This window comes from Nitrospirota bacterium, assembly GCA_016219645.1.
Taxonomy (GTDB): Bacteria; Nitrospirota; Nitrospiria; order Nitrospirales; family Nitrospiraceae; genus Palsa-1315.
In genome coordinates this window covers 1-17,342 of the sequence record JACRLR010000019.1, presented here as the reverse complement: position 1 = coordinate 17,342, position 17,342 = coordinate 1, and the positions used below count along the sequence as shown (strand labels likewise).

The 17,342-nt window shown below is 56.5% G+C and carries 14 protein-coding genes; all 14 read right to left on the bottom strand.

Annotation, left to right across the window (positions count from 1 at the left end; translation table 11 throughout):
- Positions 1 to 2 precede the first annotated feature (2 nt).
- The 14 genes from HZB34_08465 to HZB34_08400 all read right to left on the bottom strand — a co-directional run bounded on the left by HZB34_08465 (position 3) and on the right by HZB34_08400 (position 17,002).
- A complete protein-coding gene (locus HZB34_08465; protein MBI5315989.1) occupies positions 3 to 1,136 on the bottom strand; it encodes a phosphatase PAP2 family protein in 1,134 nt (377 codons plus the stop codon).
- A complete protein-coding gene (locus tag HZB34_08460) occupies positions 1,133 to 2,263 on the bottom strand; it encodes a PD40 domain-containing protein (GenBank protein ID MBI5315988.1) in 1,131 nt (376 codons plus the stop codon). The genes HZB34_08465 and HZB34_08460 overlap by 4 nt, the downstream gene beginning before the upstream one ends.
- Positions 2,238 to 4,496: a hypothetical protein gene (locus tag HZB34_08455; GenBank protein ID MBI5315987.1), complete on the bottom strand. Its 2,259-nt coding sequence runs from the start codon at positions 4,494 to 4,496 to the stop codon at positions 2,238 to 2,240. The genes HZB34_08460 and HZB34_08455 overlap by 26 nt, the downstream gene beginning before the upstream one ends.
- A gap of 10 nt (positions 4,497 to 4,506) precedes the next feature.
- Positions 4,507 to 5,280: a response regulator gene (locus HZB34_08450; protein ID MBI5315986.1), complete on the bottom strand. Its 774-nt coding sequence runs from the start codon at positions 5,278 to 5,280 to the stop codon at positions 4,507 to 4,509.
- 214 nt (positions 5,281 to 5,494) lie between these two features.
- Complete coding sequence (gene ftsY / locus HZB34_08445) at positions 5,495 to 6,430, bottom strand: signal recognition particle-docking protein FtsY (protein ID MBI5315985.1); 936 nt, start codon at positions 6,428 to 6,430, stop codon at positions 5,495 to 5,497.
- A 47-nt stretch (positions 6,431 to 6,477) separates the two neighbouring features.
- Positions 6,478 to 6,966 carry an rRNA maturation RNase YbeY gene (ybeY, locus tag HZB34_08440; protein MBI5315984.1) on the bottom strand — a complete coding sequence of 163 codons (489 nt, stop codon included), beginning with the start codon at positions 6,964 to 6,966 and terminating at the stop codon, positions 6,478 to 6,480.
- Positions 6,966 to 8,030 (bottom strand): PhoH family protein, encoded by a 1,065-nt coding sequence (locus tag HZB34_08435; GenBank protein ID MBI5315983.1) that lies wholly within the window; start codon positions 8,028 to 8,030, stop codon positions 6,966 to 6,968. The genes ybeY and HZB34_08435 overlap by 1 nt, the downstream gene beginning before the upstream one ends.
- Before the next feature lie 104 nt (positions 8,031 to 8,134).
- On the bottom strand, positions 8,135 to 8,812 hold the full coding sequence (locus HZB34_08430; protein MBI5315982.1) for a hypothetical protein: 678 nt from the start codon (positions 8,810 to 8,812) through the stop codon (positions 8,135 to 8,137).
- A 391-nt stretch (positions 8,813 to 9,203) separates the two neighbouring features.
- Positions 9,204 to 13,589 (bottom strand): hypothetical protein, encoded by a 4,386-nt coding sequence (locus HZB34_08425; GenBank protein MBI5315981.1) that lies wholly within the window; start codon positions 13,587 to 13,589, stop codon positions 9,204 to 9,206.
- A gap of 49 nt (positions 13,590 to 13,638) precedes the next feature.
- Positions 13,639 to 14,031, bottom strand: a complete 393-nt coding sequence (locus HZB34_08420) for a hypothetical protein (GenBank protein MBI5315980.1) — start codon at positions 14,029 to 14,031, stop codon at positions 13,639 to 13,641.
- Positions 14,032 to 14,061: 30 nt separating this feature from the next.
- Positions 14,062 to 14,658, bottom strand: a complete 597-nt coding sequence (locus HZB34_08415; protein MBI5315979.1) for a hypothetical protein — start codon at positions 14,656 to 14,658, stop codon at positions 14,062 to 14,064.
- A gap of 19 nt (positions 14,659 to 14,677) precedes the next feature.
- The gene (locus HZB34_08410; GenBank protein MBI5315978.1) at positions 14,678 to 15,901 is read right to left on the bottom strand and encodes a prepilin-type N-terminal cleavage/methylation domain-containing protein; all 1,224 of its coding nucleotides are present in this window, start codon (positions 15,899 to 15,901) and stop codon (positions 14,678 to 14,680) included.
- A gap of 32 nt (positions 15,902 to 15,933) precedes the next feature.
- The gene (locus HZB34_08405; protein ID MBI5315977.1) at positions 15,934 to 16,464 is read right to left on the bottom strand and encodes a prepilin-type N-terminal cleavage/methylation domain-containing protein; all 531 of its coding nucleotides are present in this window, start codon (positions 16,462 to 16,464) and stop codon (positions 15,934 to 15,936) included.
- Between the two features lie 22 nt (positions 16,465 to 16,486).
- Positions 16,487 to 17,002: a prepilin-type N-terminal cleavage/methylation domain-containing protein gene (locus HZB34_08400; protein ID MBI5315976.1), complete on the bottom strand. Its 516-nt coding sequence runs from the start codon at positions 17,000 to 17,002 to the stop codon at positions 16,487 to 16,489.
- Between the last annotated feature and the right edge of the window lie 340 nt (positions 17,003 to 17,342).

Genomic DNA, 17,342 nt, shown 5'->3' with positions numbered 1-17,342 from the left:
CGCTACAACATCGGCAGCGCCCCTCTTAGGTCCACAACCAGCAGAAGCCCGAACAGCACGGCGAGCACAAGTGCCGCTTCCTTGATCAACAAACCATATCGAGCAGGCTCGCTTGCAGCAGCCGCCTCTACACCCCAACCGCTTCGCAACCAGTGCGCGAGACAGACACATAAGATTGTCGCCATCACCCAGAGCGATCCCGTCGCCATACCGAGCCCGAGACCGATGAAGCTCTGTGTCGCACTCATCGAGAGCCACGGCGGGGCCTTCGCAGCCTTGACTACCAACAGCACATGCCCGGAGAGCCCAAACATGGTGAAGACCACGCCGGCGCCGATCCAATGGGCGACCGCCCAGGCATCGGAAGACTGATATCCGATGGTCCAGACAACGGCGAGGACTGCCGCCAAGAGCGGCGTTACCTCGAACAGAGCCGACTCGATGGACCCACGCCACTCTCGCCATGGCCGAGCCACGACCGAACCGATTACATGCCCCATAACCGCGCCTCCCGCCACATCTGTGACAAAATGTGACCCGCGCACAATGCGGCTCGCCGCAATGGCAATTGCCAGGGAAAGAAACACCCAGCGCCAGCGGGGGAACTTTTCGGACAATACTGTGGCAACCGCAAACGACGCTGTGGCGTGGCCCGACGGAAACGAGTCCCACCCGCTTCCTGCTACCGGAGATAATTCGAGATTCCCCGCATGCATGAACTTTGGACGAGGCCGTCCGATTGCATGCTTGACAAGATTGCTGACGCCTGCGGCAACTCCGTGTCCCAGCAAGCTCCGCCAACCGGCGGCTTTCCATGATTCGTACTTCAGCCCAAATCCGACTGCAAGGATGAGGACGCTGATGATCACCAACGACTCGCCCCGGCCCAGACGGTCCCCAACGTCGCTGAGCTGGGCCAGCCAGGGATTGGCCAGATGGTCCCTTTGAATATCGTTGAGCGAACGGACAAATCGGGTAAGGGGGACATCCCACTCGAACAATCCAAGAAACGCGAGAACGAGCGCGATGCAGGAGAAGGCGATAGACAAGAAGCGAGCGACAAGAGGCTGCGGGGATAGGGGTCGTCTTATTGACTCTTGTTCTCCCGTCTGTCGCTCTTGGCCCGAAGCGGTCACGGCACCCAATCCGCTAAGAAGATATTGAACTCGCCGGGAGCCTTAGCCGATCGATCCGATACCCACACTAATCGTGTGCCGTCCGGCGAGAACATGGGGAAACTGTTGAAATGGCCCTCAAAGGTCAGCTGTTCGAGACCTTGGCCATCCTCACCGATCGCGTAGAGATGAAAGCTTGGCCGGCCTCCTTTCCCCTTTGTTTCAATGTTCGATGAGAAAATGATTCTCTTGCCGTCGGGAAAATAGAATGGCGAAAAATTCGAAGCGCCGTTCGATGTGACCGGTCGCTGGCCGCTCCCATCAGCATTCATCACAAAGATTTCTAGTTGTCCAGGCTCCACCAACCCTTGGCTGAGCAGGTCCTTATACTTGTCAATCTCTGCCTGATCAGTGGGATGGGCGGCCCGGTAGACGATACGCCGACTGTCTGGTGAAAAGAACGCCCCTCCGTCGTAGCCAAGCGTACTTGTCAACCGGCGGGGATTCGAGCCATCGAGATTCATGGCATAGAGATCCAAGTCCCCGTCTTTGACGGACGTCCAGACGATCGTCTTGCCGTCAGGTGACACAGTCGCTTCAGCATCGTAGCCTGGCGTAGATGTCAACCGCTGCATCTGCTGACCATCGATACGTACGGCATAGATGTCGTAGTCGTCCAAGGCCCACCGGTAGGCTCCGTCCCTCTTCGGCTTCGGCGGACAGTTTGGGCCAGACCCGTGGGTCGAGGAATAGAGTATGCGGCGATCACCCGGGAAAAAATATCCGCACGTCGTGGCGCCCATGCCGGTGCTCACCAATCGAACTGTGTCGCTGCTCAGATCCATCACGTACATCTGGTAACAACCCAGTCCGGCGTCGGCCGGTGTGAGCGAGGCCGCGTATGTATCTTTCATCCAATTGTTCGTGGATTGGAAAATCAATTTGTCCCCACTGAAGGAAAAATAGGCTTCGGCGTTCTGTCTGCCCACCGTCAGCTGGCGAATATTCTTGAGATGCCGCTCAGCCTGATGGGCAGAAATCGCCTGAGTCTCAGATGCAGGGGTCTCCGCCCGCCCCGCCTGGTCAGCCACCAGTAAACAGACGAGCCCGATTATGCAGCACTTACCGAATTGGGCTGATCGCATCAAGACGCACCTCCGTACGATCGTTTGCAAGTGTCCAGTCCCCGCGCGTCATCACTGCTCCATCCTTGAACAACACAAAACTATTCCACCCGTAAAAAAAGAGCAGCCGTGCCACCTTCGCCACGGCCTGAGGAGTAGCTGCATACAGCACCGTCACAACACTGCCTGGGCGATCAACCCGATGACAAGTAGCCAACAAAGCCAGGCCAGGCCCTTCGTACACTGTGCCCATCACAGTGACAGCTTGGTCGCTCAGAGACAGGCGCTCGCCGCAGTGATCGGCCAGGATCGATTGGATACCAGAATAGGATTCTGAGCCACCCAATACTAACACCGAACCTTCCTGAGGCAATAGGCCACCCCGCGCGATCGAGACTATCGCTGTGCGATTACCGATCGGCTTCTGCTGTTCCTGAGCTTCGATACGTGCGACGACATCCCGAAACGGCGATGGCTGGCCCGGCTCATCCGTAAACGCCATCAGGACAGACCGGCGCCGGTCTGTGACATAGTGATTGAGCACTGGCGACAACGATCGCCGTGGGATCCGTCGAAAGGTCATGAACTCGGGATCGAGATCGATCGTAACCGGCCGAGCAGGCAAGGTCACAGAGACCCTCTCGTCCAACGACCGAAGCGATAGCGTCAGACGATGCTCGCTGCCACCTTCCATACGAATCAGCAACTGCAGGGGTAGGCGAAAGGGCTTCTTTGATTGAATGATCGTGGCTTCCAGCTGGAAGGTCTGCGTTGGCTCCCCTCCCACCCGACGGGCCACTGCCTCCGATAACGACAGCTCCGGCGCCCCATCCTGCTCCAGCCACTGTGCGAAGAACCATCGGAGATCCCGCCGGCTCTCTTCTGCAAAGACCTGCTCGAGGTCATGCCATTCCGCATACCTGCCACGATATCTTGCGATCAAGCTCGTGAGGGCTCGCCAGAAGATCTCCTCTCCCACCTCCTGGCGCAGGAGGTGGAATACCATGGCGGACTTTTGATAGCCGATGGCATTGTCACGCTCATTTTCTTTCTGCGTGAACTGCGAAACTGGATAGTCCCGCTCAGGCGGCACATGGAGATTGTACCCCTGTACCATTAGACGGCGCTGATCCCGCGCCTGCGCGCGATCCCCCATCAGTTCGTGCCAATAATAATTGGCCAGGTAGGTCGTCAGGCCCTCCACCCAATTCCCGCGATCGGCGCGATTGAAGACCCCATTGCCGATCCACGAATGCACGATCTCGTGGCCGAGCGCGTAGGGTTGCACATAATGGCGTTTGATGATGCCACTCCCCAGTAGGGTGAACGAGGGCATGCCGAGCCCGCTCGCAAAGAAATTTTCAACCACGGCGAACTTTTCGAACGGATAGGGGCCCAATAGAGGGATATAGGCGTCGAGATAGCGAGCTGTGGCATCGAGGTATTCCTCGGCCAGATGTGCATCATCGGGGAAGAGATAGGTCGAAAGCTGAATCCTCTGACCGGTCTTGGCGATCCAGTCGCGGGACGATGTGACAAAGGTATTGGCGACGAGCGTGAGAGCCTCGCTCGGCTGCGTCACAGCCCATTCCGTCATCACCATCTGCTCGTCTCGACAAAGCCTGATTGGACAGGTCTGAGATTCACCGGCCTTCCCCTGGGTGACGACAGCCCATCCCCTGGGCACGGCGACGACCACTGCATAAGTACTGAGTGACTCAGAGATATCGGGATACCAGTGGCTCTCACTGCTCACGTACACGCCTTCCGGCCCGATATGCCCGGCAGTTTCGCTGGGCGTCACAAAACGAAGATGCCGCGCGTCTCGCGGCGGATCGTTGATGACGCCATGGTAGTACACATCGAGCGTCACCAATCCAGCCTCCACCGCCTCAGATGGAATACTCACCTCCTGAGCCGACTCCGGTGCAGCACCATACTTGAGTTCAAACGGCACATCGGAAATGGCATCCTCCGCCCCGGTCGATCTGTGCACGAGGGCAATGTGGTCGATCTGCAATGTGCGGGCAAGGGAGAAGCGAATCGAAGCCTTCGGCTGCGGCACCTCAAGGGTCAGCCGGTCCCTTGCGGCGAGGGCATGCTCTTCAGGGACGATCTGGACGAAAAGCTCATGATGACGAATGGTGACTCGCGGCAGCAGCGGGTCAGCTGCGTAGGCAATGCCGAGCGCCCCATGGCCGAGGAGCACGACAAGGATGAGACGGGAAATAGAGACTACCCTGCTTCCGATTGGCATCGGAAGAGTTTTAGCATTCGCGACAGACGAGCACAAGCTGGATAGACATCAGTAACTGCTCCAGATCGATCGGCTTTCCGATGACTTCTTGCGGCTCCAAAGCCCAGGCTTGCTCCTTACCGTAACTCCCGGTGATGATGATCACCGCGCCGGGATATTCTTGTTGACGGAGTTGCCGAAGCACCTCGACGCCATCCATGCCGGGCATGAACAGATCAAGGAGAATCAGGTCGGGGGGCGCTTGCTTCACCATCGAGAGGGCCTCGGGGCCGTCTTTCACGCCAAGCGCTCGATAACCTCGGAGACTGAGGAACTGAACGAGCAGGTCCCGAACCAAGGGTTCATCATCGACGACGAGGATTGTTTCCCCCGTATCGACCATGGCTGCACTGCCTGCTTCAGGTGGAGGCGATATGGACTTTTCCGGTAACTGCACGATCCGGCTGATACATTCGACCAGTACATCAAGCGACAGGCCCTTGCGGATAAAATCCGTGACACGTAATCCCCGCGCTTGATTTTCCTGCTCTTCGGTCGCCCCACCGCCCAGGATGATCACCGGCGCATGGGGATCGTAGGCACGGATTTCTTTGAGCACGGTCAGTCCGTCCATTTCAGGCATGTGAAGATCGAGAATAGTGACACGAGGAGCCTGCTGGCGGAAAATGCCCAAGCCTTCAACTCCACTTGTCGCCGACAGTACCTGATAGCCATGCCGGGTAAGAACGGACTGGATCAGCTCGCAGCTCATGCGGTCGTTATCAATAACCAAGATCTTGGTCATAGTCCAGTCTCAGGGACGGAAAGCGTGGGGTAGCACTTCAGGTAATTCGCAAGCTTAGCCTAACACAGGCGGGGGCGGCGGAGAAGAAAATGACGGGATCCCACCGGGATTGTGAGAAAGCTGCACGCGACGGGTGTGGTCTGTTTCGTCGGTGTGGTCTATTTGGTTGGTAAACCCGGAAAACTAAAGACACAAGAAAGACCAGATAGACCTGCTAGGAGGGCGGCGTCGATATCCCCAGGAGTGCGTCCACAAAATCGGTGCTGTGAAAATCCTGTAGATCCTCAACCGACTCCCCGACTCCGATCAGCCTCACAGGCAACTTTAGCTCCTCAGCAATCGCAACGACGATCCCGCCGCGAGCGGTGCCGTCGAGCTTCGTCAGGACCAAGCCTGTGACGCCGACCGCTTGATGGAACTGCCGGGCTTGGGACAGTGCGTTCTGCCCAACCGTCGCGTCCAGCACGAGAAGCACCTCGTGCGGAGCGCCAGGGCATTCCCCTCCGATCACACGAGTGATTTTGCGAAGTTCATCCATGAGATTTGACTTCGTGTGCAGCCGGCCTGCCGTATCGATTAGGACCACATCCACCCGCCGGGCTTTTGCGGCAGCGACCCCATCGAATGCAACAGCCGCGGGATCGGCTCCATGGCGGTGACGGATCACATCAACGCCGACCCTGTCGGCCCAGACTTGTAGTTGATCGATCGCCGCTGCGCGAAAGGTATCGGCTGCCACCAGCAACGGAACCTTCCCGGCCGACACAAGCCGTTGCGCAATCTTGGCAATCGTGGTTGTCTTACCCACCCCGTTCACGCCCACTGCCAGGATGACGAAGGGCTTGGGACCTTTCTCAAGCAGGGACTCCAACGACAGCCCTTGCGCTGGGGCCAGCACCTCCAGCAGTGTATCCCGCAATCCCGAACATACCCGACTTGGCTGTGAGGCATCAGCCCCTTGAAGCTGTTGTTTGAGGCGCTTCATCACGCGATCCACGACAGGGGCGCCGAGATCGGAGGCAATGAGGGCCGCTTCGAATTCCTCCAAGAGGGCAGGGTCCGCCGCACGGCCAAGCAGGCGATCCATAGACCCGCGAACAACATTGCGCGTTTTGGTAAGCCCGTCGCTTAGCCGCTGCAGCCATCCCATAGATCTATCCGTAAAGCCGATTCATTGAATCTTGCTTCTTTCACCTTTCACGCTTGTCTCGCGCGTGCCCCTCTCTCCACTAGTTTCGGCCACCGCACAAGCGACTGCAAAATCATCCGTTCACGACGATGCATCCGACGCGCTTCTTTTTCATTCTGCTCATGATCGTAGCCGCAGAGATGCAGAATGCCGTGGATCAAAAGAACCGTCAGCTCTTCATCCAGCGATCGTTGGTCCTGCTTGGCTTGGCGGGTTGCCGTCGGCACAGCAATTACTACGTCACCCAATGGCCCAGGCGTGAGGCGTGAGGCGTGAGGCGAACGAGCGTTTCGCATCGAAAAAGCCAACACGTCGGTGGTGCAATCTTTGCCACGATACCGACGGTTGAGACCCCGCATCCGCCGATCCCCTACGAGCAGGATACCCAGTTCACCCGAGGCTGCCCCAACAGCGGAAAGAATCGCCCGCGCCAACTGATCCAAGCGCGCCTGGTTAAACGTCACCTGGCGGACATGGCTCTGCACATGGACCGGCATTAATGCGACTGGCCCCAAGGGTCCACAAGCGGTGAAGCAGGGAGGACAGGCTTCTGCTGTTTATTGTGCGACGACGGTCGACGAGCCGTCGCGCCGGATGACGGGCTGGAAGACTGAGTGGGGCTCAGATGCTGATCATAGGCTTTGATAATGTCCTGCACCAACTTATGGCGGACTACGTCCCGCTCGTCGAAATAGATGAATTCGATGCCTTCGACATCTCGCAGAATTTCCCGCACCTCGATCAGGCCGGAGACCCGTTCGGGCGGCAGATCCACCTGGGTAATATCGCCTGTGACAACCACCTTGGAATGGAAGCCGAGCCTCGTGAGAAACATCTTCATTTGCTCTGCCGTGGCATTCTGCGCTTCGTCGAGAATGACGAAGGAATCGTTCAAGGTGCGGCCCCGCATAAAGCCGAGTGGAGCAATTTCAATATCACCCCGCTCGATTGCCCGAGTCGCCCGTTCCATATCCATCATGTCGAAGAGCGCGTCATAGAGAGGGCGAAGGTAGGGATTAACCTTCGCAATCATGTCGCCCGGCAAGAACCCGAGCTTCTCACCTGCTTCAACAGCTGGACGCGCGAGAATAATTCGACTCACCTCTTTCTTCAGCAACGAACTCACCGCCATCGCCATCGCCAAATAGGTTTTTCCCGTTCCAGCCGGGCCGATGCCGATCACGATGTCGTGCGTCTCAATGGCTTCGATATAGGCTTTTTGCGTCGGCGTCTTCGGCGCGACAAAACGTTTCTTCGTGACGATGGTCGCCGCATTCGAGAGGAGTTCTTTGATCGGACACTCAGGACTATTCCGGAGTGCGCTCAAGGCGTGGGTGATGTCATCGGGCTGAAGGACCATCCCGTCGTTGGCGAGAATGGCAAGTTCCGTGAGGATACGTTCCGCGTGGCGAACAGCCTCTGGAGCACCATCGAGTGTGAGTTCTTCGCCGCGCGCCGAGAGGCGCACACCGAGGTCCTCTTCGATCAGCTTGAGGTGCCGGTCGTGGTGACCGAACAGAACGGAGGTGTTCGTGCCTTCTCGCAGTTTGAGTTTACGCACAAGCGCTAAGGTATGCTCCCTCCCTACGGCGAACGCGGAGTGATTCTAGCAAACCGGCGATTGGGGTGACAAGCGGAGAAAATGACAAAGCTGCGCGGGCACATTCACGCCCCTTCCGGCTTAGCAGGCTTGCCCGAAACAGGGAGAGTAAAGTCGAATTCCTGAAAGGCTTTTCCCCCTTGCCCGTCTTCAGCGATGATGCGAACTCGATGGCTGCCATGTTGCTCCGGGGGGATCTGCCAGACAAGCTGCCCTGTTTCTTTGTCAATCACCATCCCTGGAGGCGCCACTTCCAGGAGAAAGCTGAGGGAGTCTCCGTCCGCATCGACCGCCTTCACTCGATATTCGTACCGTTCGCGGCCAATGAGGTCCACCGGGACAGAGACGATCTTCGGAGGACTATTTCCAACGTAGACCGCTTCAGAACGAACCGACTTCCCAACAGACGATTGGTCCCTCGGAGTCACTTCCACCTCGAGCGTATCTTTGGTCTGAAATCCTGTCGTATCCAATGTGGTGTCCGGCCCCTGTTTCACAACCTTGCCATTGCGCCACCAGCGAAGATCGAACTGCATCTCGTCCCGATCTGCATCGGAAGCATCCATCTTCGCAAAGACCGGTGCATGCGGATCGACCGGCCGCTCGATATAGAGGTTGGTGACGACCGGGGGGGTGTTGCCGACAATCACGGGAGCAGCCTTGTAATGAGCTCCTTGAGCTGTGCCTCTTGTCGGCACCAGATCGACCGTCACCCGGTCTCCGCGCTGTAACATACTCGGCATCAAGGTCGGTCCTGTCTGACCTTGAAGGGGGTAACCGTTTGCCATCCATTGGTACTGAATTCCAGCCCTATCCGAAGAATCACCATCCGTCTCGATCATCACCTTGACCGTCTCGTTCAACGTGATGGGATCTGGGGTGATCGTCGCTAAACTGATGGTCGCAAGGTTCTGTGAGGAGGCAGCATTTGGAGAAGAAGATCCATCGCCTGTATGGGAGTTCTGATTGCACCCGACGAACAGGAGAGAACCAATAACACAGAGCGATGGAAAGAATCTTATGTACAGCACTTGTTATCTACAGTCTCGTTGGTTGCTAGACGTTGCTCTGCTCTGCTACTTGAGCCGGGAGGAACCATGATACTAGGTCCCTCCAGGCCCTTTTACCCTTTACTCAAGCTCGCTGACGTATCCACGTCAGATACCGGCTCCAGGGAGGGTTCGGCCCACTTGCATCCTTACACTCGCTGCTCCCTGTGCTCATCTGACTACAGAACTTGATCGGCGGCTTGCCTCCGGTCCCACCTCCGTTGGAGGAGCCGTTAGACGTCCCAGGCCCATCGATATGGACGGCGACTTGAGAGGCCACCCCCTCGCCCATCAAGACCCTGGTGTCGCTGTTCGTATTCGCACCGGAGGCACTGGTCCCGATAATCGGCGACGAATAGGCCGACCCAGTCTTGTAATACAGGGCATAGAGATAGCTCGTCCCGGTGGAGGAGCAGAAATCATTCGTCGGTATGAGTGTCGGAAAGAACACCGCTCCGGCAAGTACGACCGGGCTGGAGACAGACCGTTCCGCCGACGTGCCGGCTGCAGTCACCAGCTTGACGTACCATCCATCCTTGCTCTGGACTAACCCCACCATCGAGTTGGTCCCCGTGGTCACATCCGTGAGAGTAGGATTGTTGGGATCGGTCATTTGGTTTGTCCCGGTCGCACAGACGACACAGACCACCGCACTCGTGGTGTTCACCAGAGCCTTAGCACTAGTATCGTCGATTACACAGTTTGTGGTACTCGTCTGGGTGCAACCTCCGTTCATCACGTTGTCTTTAATTCCGAATAGGTACTGTTGCGCAGTATCGGTCTTGTCGGAGTTACTCAAGTAGCGGCCGGTGCCGAAAAAGACCCAGACCTTATTCGCATCGTCGATCGTCACCGACGGTGCAGTCGTAATAGGCCCCACTTCCACCGTGGCTCCGGTCAACGCATTGTAGTCATAGAAGTCATCGATGATTTCCGTGGCTGATCGATTGCCCCCGTTGGCGACACCCCAGGTCGAGGTGCTGCAAGGAGCATTCACGCAACCGCTGGTGGTCAACCGATACATTTTACCCCTCCAGGGCAAGGATCCGTCGTGGATCGTGCGACCGAAGTAGGCGACATCGTGGCGGTAATCGAAATTCCGATCTAGCGCGACAATGTTACTGAGAAATGACCGCCAGGAGCCGATCGGCATCGTGGTCACCTGAGAATTGCCGGCACCAGGCCCAACCTTCAAATCCACTGCATACACCTTGGCTGTTTGTGTTGAAGCGGCTGACAAGTCTGCCGCATAGCCGTTAGGCCCGGAAGGGAACAGGGCCATCCACTTCGCATTGGTATTGTCGATCTTCGAATCAGCCGTCGGACTTACTCGTGCCACTGTCGGAAGGGCTGTCGTAAGCCCCAACCCGGCATCGCTGAAACTCCAGAGGAGCTTGGGATTGACATCCGGATTGGTAATATCGAGCACAAAGTAGGCACTGTAGAAATTACGGTTTGTCCCGCTGATATTGACCGTCATCGTAGGGGCGCCTGTGCCGGAAGCACAGCTTCCGCAGCTCCCCCCCATGCGGAAACCTCCAATCAGAATGGTGCCCCAGCCGTTTGGATGGTCCGCGTCAGGCGTGAAAATCCTCACGTCCGCAACCGTCGGTTTAAGGTCCACATAGTAGACATGGCTGTAATCTGCTCTCGTCAACCATTGCAACTGCGGCAGGAGCTGGTAGGGGATGTAGCCCCAGAGCTCGTCCCCGAGAGGGCGGCCGCTGCTGTTGTCGGTTGGGTTTTTCGTATACCACCCATGCTCGACCACGCCAGCCGTCGTCACATCATCGCTCTTGTGGTAGAAGCCGCCGTTGAACGCATGCAGCATTCCGTCGTTCGCGCCGACATAGATGACCTCACGGCGATCTTTCCAACGGGTAAAGAAATCCGTGTAGCTGGAATCTCCATAAATCAGATCGTAGTTCGCGCGCGGCGCTGTCACGATGGTGGGAGTAGAGTGGATCGGATCGCCCAGTTTCCACACCTTGTAGGTGCCGCTGCCGATCGGCACTTCCACCATGCGAGTGCGAAGCCCGGCGATTTCGTCCCCGCGGACGAAATCGATGATGTTGTCCGCCGTATAGGGGGCGGCGCCGGCCCTAAGATATTGACTCAACGTCGCAGAATTCGCAGTGCTGAATTGCATCTCCTCGCCGGCATCCACCAGGCCGTCATTGTCGATATCCACCCAGGTCAACAGATTTCTCGACGAGGAGGCGAGGTTGGCCAACTGTTTGCCGCCTTCCCAGAACGGAAGGATATCTTTCAGCGCCAGACCTGAGATCGTCGGCGTCGTACTGTCATCTGCGAACCCATCCGCATTGGAATCCTTGTACTTGTCGACCAACACAGTCCCATAGGTAAGACTGTTCGGGTTGTTATCGTACCTAGTCTTCACGATGTAATCGTTTTCATAGACGAGTCTTCCATCCTGATCCGTATCTTCCCGAAAGTTCCCGACGTGATCGATGAACAGGCCCTGCGTATACCCGGTCCATCTCACATTGACTCCAGCCTGCCCGACGGTGCTGGTGTAGAAGTAGGCCTGATACACACTCCCCTCACCGCTGGCGGAAGTGGCCAATACGGAAATGGCCGTTCCGGATGAACTCTTCCGCAAGATTGCCGTGATGGTCGCCATCAGCCTATCTTGTAGGTCGTCCACGTTGGAGGACTCGAAATAGTTATCGGGAATTCCGTCGGTTCCCGGCGCGCCGGTCGCATTGACGACCTTGTCCCACTCAGTCACCAGGTCCGGAAGGTTATTGTTATTGCTGTCTTCGAACCCGCCCAGCTTGGCTGTGTGCATCAAGATTTCTCTGCCTGCGATGTTGCCGAACGCGAAAAATGTGTAGATAGAAATGCTCTGCAGCCCCTGCAGACAATGACCGGTCACGTTGAGCACCGCTATCGTGCCATCCGTCCCAGCAGCGGTACAGGGCCGCAGGTCATTCGTATGGGCCCAGTAGGCTACGTCATCTAGATAGTGGTTTCCGCTCGATGCGTAATCGGTCTTGTGTTCCCCCAAAAGAAAAGGAGCGGTGGTTAACGGGTGGGCATTACATGTTCCATCAAGGGGAGGTGTGGGGCTGCTCGTGTCCGCACCGACACAGTGGGTTCCATGTTGTCCATGGCCGTAATCCTGGGCCCCTACCGGGATATTGGTATCCTGCGTCGGTTCCCCGTCTGTCACGAGGATGACGAAGGTCTTGCAGCAGCGGACCTGCGTGGAGGTCGTGGCCCAAGGTGGTGTGTGATTGCTTCCGAAAAAGTACGGATCTCGCCCACAGGCATTGGCAATATAACCGGCCCCAGTCGTACAGGTTTCGCTGCCGGTCAGGGCGGTGAGTTCAGACCCCCCTATTGAACCAACACCTGTCGCCCCAAATGCCACGCCGTTCGAGATGCCTCCGGCATAGGCAATGGGATAGACATAGGCGTTCGTTAGGTACGTGGAATTGATCTGGGCAATATAGCGGGCAGTTTCATAGAGGGACTCAGCAAGAGGAGTCCAGGTCGAAGGAAAGGACTCCTGAACCGCATCCACCATGGCTGCTGTATTAGAGATGAAGGTCTCCACGGTCGACCCTGAAAAATCGATCGATTGGCGAGAACCGACCCCCACCAACATCCTGGCTCCGTCGCCGGTCGGTTTGAATTCAAACAGCCCGAACCGGGCCTGGGCCCCAATCTGCTGAATCACCCCGGTCGGCTCAGTGCTGTATCCGATCTTGAGTTGAAATCTCTTATTTGTGTTGTAATCACCATCTCCGCAATTGCTATTAAACGAGTTGTCGTTGTCGACACAGAAATAGGCGTCGGCAACACCGATCCAGAGAGTCGCGGGGGTGCCCGATCTCTCGGCCAACGGAATTCTTCCAATGTATGATGTTGGTCCTGCCGCAGATTGAACATCTACTAACTCGACATTCACCCCTGTCGCTTGCGCCCGCACCGTCTTGAGTGCCGGGGTCCCATTGGTGGGACAGGTTCCGTCCGCTGCCCGCGCGACAAAACAATCGCCGCCGATCATCGCTTTCTTGAGGGCATCGAACCGCCGGAAGGTGGCAAAATTTAAAAAGTTTCCATCCCATTCAGTGTCGGAACAGGGCGTCGCCAAGCCCGCCTTTACTGTCGCTGGCTCGAAGCGCGCGTCGGCACCGTTGTCGTAGGTGTAACAGCGTAGAGAGTCGAAGTAGCCGGAGAAATTGAATGTGTTGGTGAAAGGCCTATCGCCTGCATCGTTGCAGTCCCCATCGGCTGGAGTAGAGAGGTCGCAAGCCAGACCGCTCATACTGCCGGAATTGTCTAGCAGCAGGATGATATTGGGCGCGACTTGGTCGTTGACGAAGGGCGGAACTCCGTAGTACTGGTCCATCGTTTGGGCCTGGACCGCCCCAGGCCCGATGAGACAACCAATCAATGCGAGCATGACGGTTCCACGAGTGGCGATATTCCGGCTCTTCATGGCACCCTCCATTCTTGTTGCACCAACCATCCTGTCTACCGTTTCTCTATTAAAAGGGGAGAGTCACAATCATCTGGTCGATCATGTTGCTTTGCTCTTTCTTGACGTGAAACTTTACTTCGGCACTCACCATCAGACGACCGAGATCCATCGCTTCTCCATGTTGATCAAGCATGACGACATCCGGCATCACACCATAGTTCCGTCCATCGATGTCTAGCGTCTTCTCATAGATGGCGGTAATCGTGCCGTTCTGATAGTTGATCGTCTTAGAAGGAATGGGCTGCTCGTCGGCCTGCGTGATGCCAAAACTCACGACAGAGAAGACTGCCACTGACAACATCACGATCCCAACGCTCAGAAACAATCGGCTCTGTCCACCCATCCGGCCGCCTGGATACAGACCCTTTCTTCCCCTCTGTCGGCGAACATTGTCTTTCATGGCGATCCTCCTTATCCAGCTGTCGCTAGTCTAGTAGGGCCTTGGCTGACAAAAAGATCCCGGGTTATTACAGACATATAAGGCCCCGACTTGACTCGTGATTCCAGTAGTCAAATTTTGCGCAACACAAGTGATTTGATAGAAAGTATCCGTCAACGGAGTCGAACTGCCGGAAGCGCTCTCACTCCCCGCGGCATATTTGATGTACATCCGATCAATGTCGCCAAATACCTGGTAGTTACCGATCGTCATGGCCAGGTTTGGCGCAGAGCCAGCTCCAACCGGGAAATCCACATTGCCTCCGTCATTGATGAGCTCCCCGGCCAACACGGCGGCATTCGCGAGCGGTACAGGACCAGGAGGAACCGCGTTGTCGAGCAACGCCGGCGGCAGGACATGATTTACCCAAAACTGTTGGAGCACGTTCGCTCCGGTGCTCACACAGGACTCAGCCGCTGCCACTGAAGCTTCATTGGCACTGACGGAACCGGCAATTTGCCGCTCAGATCCAGTGACGGCAAGGATTGAGATCCCCATCAGGGTCATGATCAGGATCACCATCATGACGGTGATCAGACTCACCCCCCCTTCGTCCCATACATATGACCTCTTATACTGCTCACTCATTGTCATCTTCCTTCCCAATTCAGGACCAAGGTCTCGCATTTCTCGTCTCTACTGTTCTCGTCACCACACGCCGGCGCACCGATGCATAAGGAGGAACCTGCGCTGCAGCATCGCCTGCCACGAAGACTCCGCCTGCATGGGGATGGTCATCGACTGTGAGAAAGGTACTGGATAAGACTCCCGGTCCTGCCTGTGAATTTCCTTCCCCGAGCCCTGTATCCATCGATTGTTGCCGGGCGACGATCGACACTTGAACCATTTTGATGGCGGAGGGAGTCATGGGCGGATTGTTCCAGATCTGGTTCGAGGTGTAATCCGGTTGATCGAAGATAAGGTTCAGGCTCACGTCATCGATCCGACCATTCGGCTCGGAGAGACCGGCGGCCGGCAACACGCAGCCGTCGCAAGCATAGGCGAGCTGCATATCCTCAATCCCGTTGACGATCGGCAAACAAGGACTCGCCGCGACATTGCAATTCGGCAGAGTACGACCAAAAGAATTGACCGTGGCATTGGCAATCCCGCGAACCAGGCAGGGGGCATTACCGCCACAGATATTGTTGGCATCTGCGCCGGGAGTACCACCGGCAAGCTGAGGAATGACCTGATAGGTGATGCATTGAAGGATGAATACTTGGGTCCCGCTGGGAATCACCGTTGGGCCAGGATCGGGGACCGTCAGCAAGATGGGAGCGGCAGCGCCTTGCACCTGAGCCATGACGATGCCGCCGAGCGAAATAAAGGAGTTGGCGCCGAACCCCGCTGCAGTCATAGCAGGTAGGATGGCTGCGTTGATCGGCACATTTGGAAAGCCCACAGCTCCTAAACCAAGTGCTGCTGTGGTCTGCCAGGCCGTAATCCCCGGCGCAGCGTACACCGTGAGGGGCACCACGAGCGATATTTGATCCGGCCCCGTATCGTTAACCCCGACAGTCGGATTGTTATCCCCAGGAAGAATCGGCACGGGAATCCCGCCGATTCCGCAGTTTCCAACCGGGGGTGGATTTCTCGATGGATCGATAGGAGGCCCAAACCCAGCCATTTTAATATCGTGGGTAATAATCTCCATTGCCATACGCGCGTTCTGTTGAGCGTCGGAAGTTTGCTCATTGGCCCGTACTGCCTTGCCTGTCATCGTCAGGGCAGCCATGCCGGCCAATACGATGACAGAGGTCACGGCAGTCGCCACCATGATCTCGACCAATGTGAATCCCTGCTCAGCTTGCTTGTCTCGCGATCTCATTCCATCCCTCCGCCCCTTTCTCCTTCGGCTATTCATTCCGGCGCGATGATCGTGTTCACCGTGACCCTCTTGGTTCCAGGAACCCAGGCTGCCGAACCCCCAGCAATGGTATTTTGACTTGATCCGATCCAAGTGACTGTCACGCCAATGTTGTTTTGATTGAGCCCCACAGGTCCTGCGGCCGCCACCGCCACCTGGGCTTGAACCCCTATTAATCCCGACGCGAACAGGCGGGTTTGCCATTGGAGACAATCCCCTCGCGCCACAGGCTGCGTCAGTGCATTCTGGGTGCAGAGCGCTGGATTCGCCGAGGCCAGATTGATTCCGTTATAGCCATTCACGAGGTTCCTTCGATTGAATTGCATCCGTTCGACGAGTTCCGTCGCAAGGTTTGTGGCAACCATCACTTCATTGCTGTCGCTGTTGCGCGTGAACGACAAGGTCGTCATCCCAGCCAAGCCGAGCAACCCAACTGCTAGAATTGCCGACGACAGCATGGCCTCAATGAGCGTAAACCCCTGTTCCCGATGAATCCTGTTTGTCCTCACGTTCCTATCGTGCATGCAATCACTCATCACCGAACCCTCACAGCCTGACAAGTCCACTGGTTCCGCTCGGCGCAATGTTAATGCGATATTGCGTGGTTGGAGTTCCTCCGAGAGTCCCGCCAACCTGGATCGTCTGCACCCCTGTGCCAGGCACACTCGTCCTGATCCCATAGGAATTAAACTGGACTACTCCACCGTTCGGAATGCCACCGTTATTGAAGACTAATGGCGCCATATGCCTCGCCGTAATCCCGTTGAGGCCTTGAAGAGCAGGAGCGCCAGCCAAGTTGGTAGTTGTCATCTGGATATCCCCATTCACCATTACGATTTGGACATTCAGAGTTTGGTTCGTGGTCATCGCCCTCGTACGAACCAGCACGAGGTGGCGAGCGATTTCTGAGGCTATGGCCTTCGCTTCATAGTCGTAGTACATCCGCGTGAAACTCGGGGTAGCGATCGCGGCAGCGATCCCGATAATCGCCACTGCAATCATGAGCTCGATAAAGGAAAATCCTGTCTCACGAGACAGAACCTTATCGCACTGTGTCTTCATACATACACCCATGGCTGGCCGCCAATTGAGCAATTGGCATGCCGACCGTTTCGATTGCTATTCGAGTCTCAACTCGTGGATTTTAAATCTCTTTATTGGCTTACGATGGAGGAAGAATTAGGCGGATTTCTGGAGAAGATCGACAATTTGTGTCATAGCAGGTGCACATTTTGTGCCGCCCTGCCGAGGAGGAAGGCTACTGTGCGGGTTCAAGATCCTAGTGCAACACCTGTATCCTGGGAATTCCAGGAGCGAAGGAGTTGCACATGGGACAATATCAACGGTTAACCCTGATGGAGCGTGAAGAACTCAGTCGTATGTTGGCCGCCGGGTATAGTCT

Coding starts and splice junctions, on each gene's coding strand:
- ybeY (MBI5315984.1), bottom strand. CDS start 6,966: ATGCCGGTCCATGTGCAGAGCCATGTCCGCCAGGTGACGTTTAACCAG.
- HZB34_08450 (MBI5315986.1), bottom strand. CDS start 5,280: ATGACCAAGATCTTGGTTATTGATAACGACCGCATGAGCTGCGAGCTG.
- HZB34_08430 (MBI5315982.1), bottom strand. CDS start 8,812: ATGCCGAGTATGTTACAGCGCGGAGACCGGGTGACGGTCGATCTGGTG.
- HZB34_08405 (MBI5315977.1), bottom strand. CDS start 16,464: ATGCACGATAGGAACGTGAGGACAAACAGGATTCATCGGGAACAGGGG.
- HZB34_08455 (MBI5315987.1), bottom strand. CDS start 4,496: ATGCCAATCGGAAGCAGGGTAGTCTCTATTTCCCGTCTCATCCTTGTC.
- HZB34_08420 (MBI5315980.1), bottom strand. CDS start 14,031: ATGAAAGACAATGTTCGCCGACAGAGGGGAAGAAAGGGTCTGTATCCA.
- HZB34_08400 (MBI5315976.1), bottom strand. CDS start 17,002: ATGAAGACACAGTGCGATAAGGTTCTGTCTCGTGAGACAGGATTTTCC.
- ftsY (MBI5315985.1), bottom strand. CDS start 6,430: ATGGGATGGCTGCAGCGGCTAAGCGACGGGCTTACCAAAACGCGCAAT.
- HZB34_08425 (MBI5315981.1), bottom strand. CDS start 13,589: ATGAAGAGCCGGAATATCGCCACTCGTGGAACCGTCATGCTCGCATTG.
- HZB34_08415 (MBI5315979.1), bottom strand. CDS start 14,658: ATGAGTGAGCAGTATAAGAGGTCATATGTATGGGACGAAGGGGGGGTG.
- HZB34_08410 (MBI5315978.1), bottom strand. CDS start 15,901: ATGAGATCGCGAGACAAGCAAGCTGAGCAGGGATTCACATTGGTCGAG.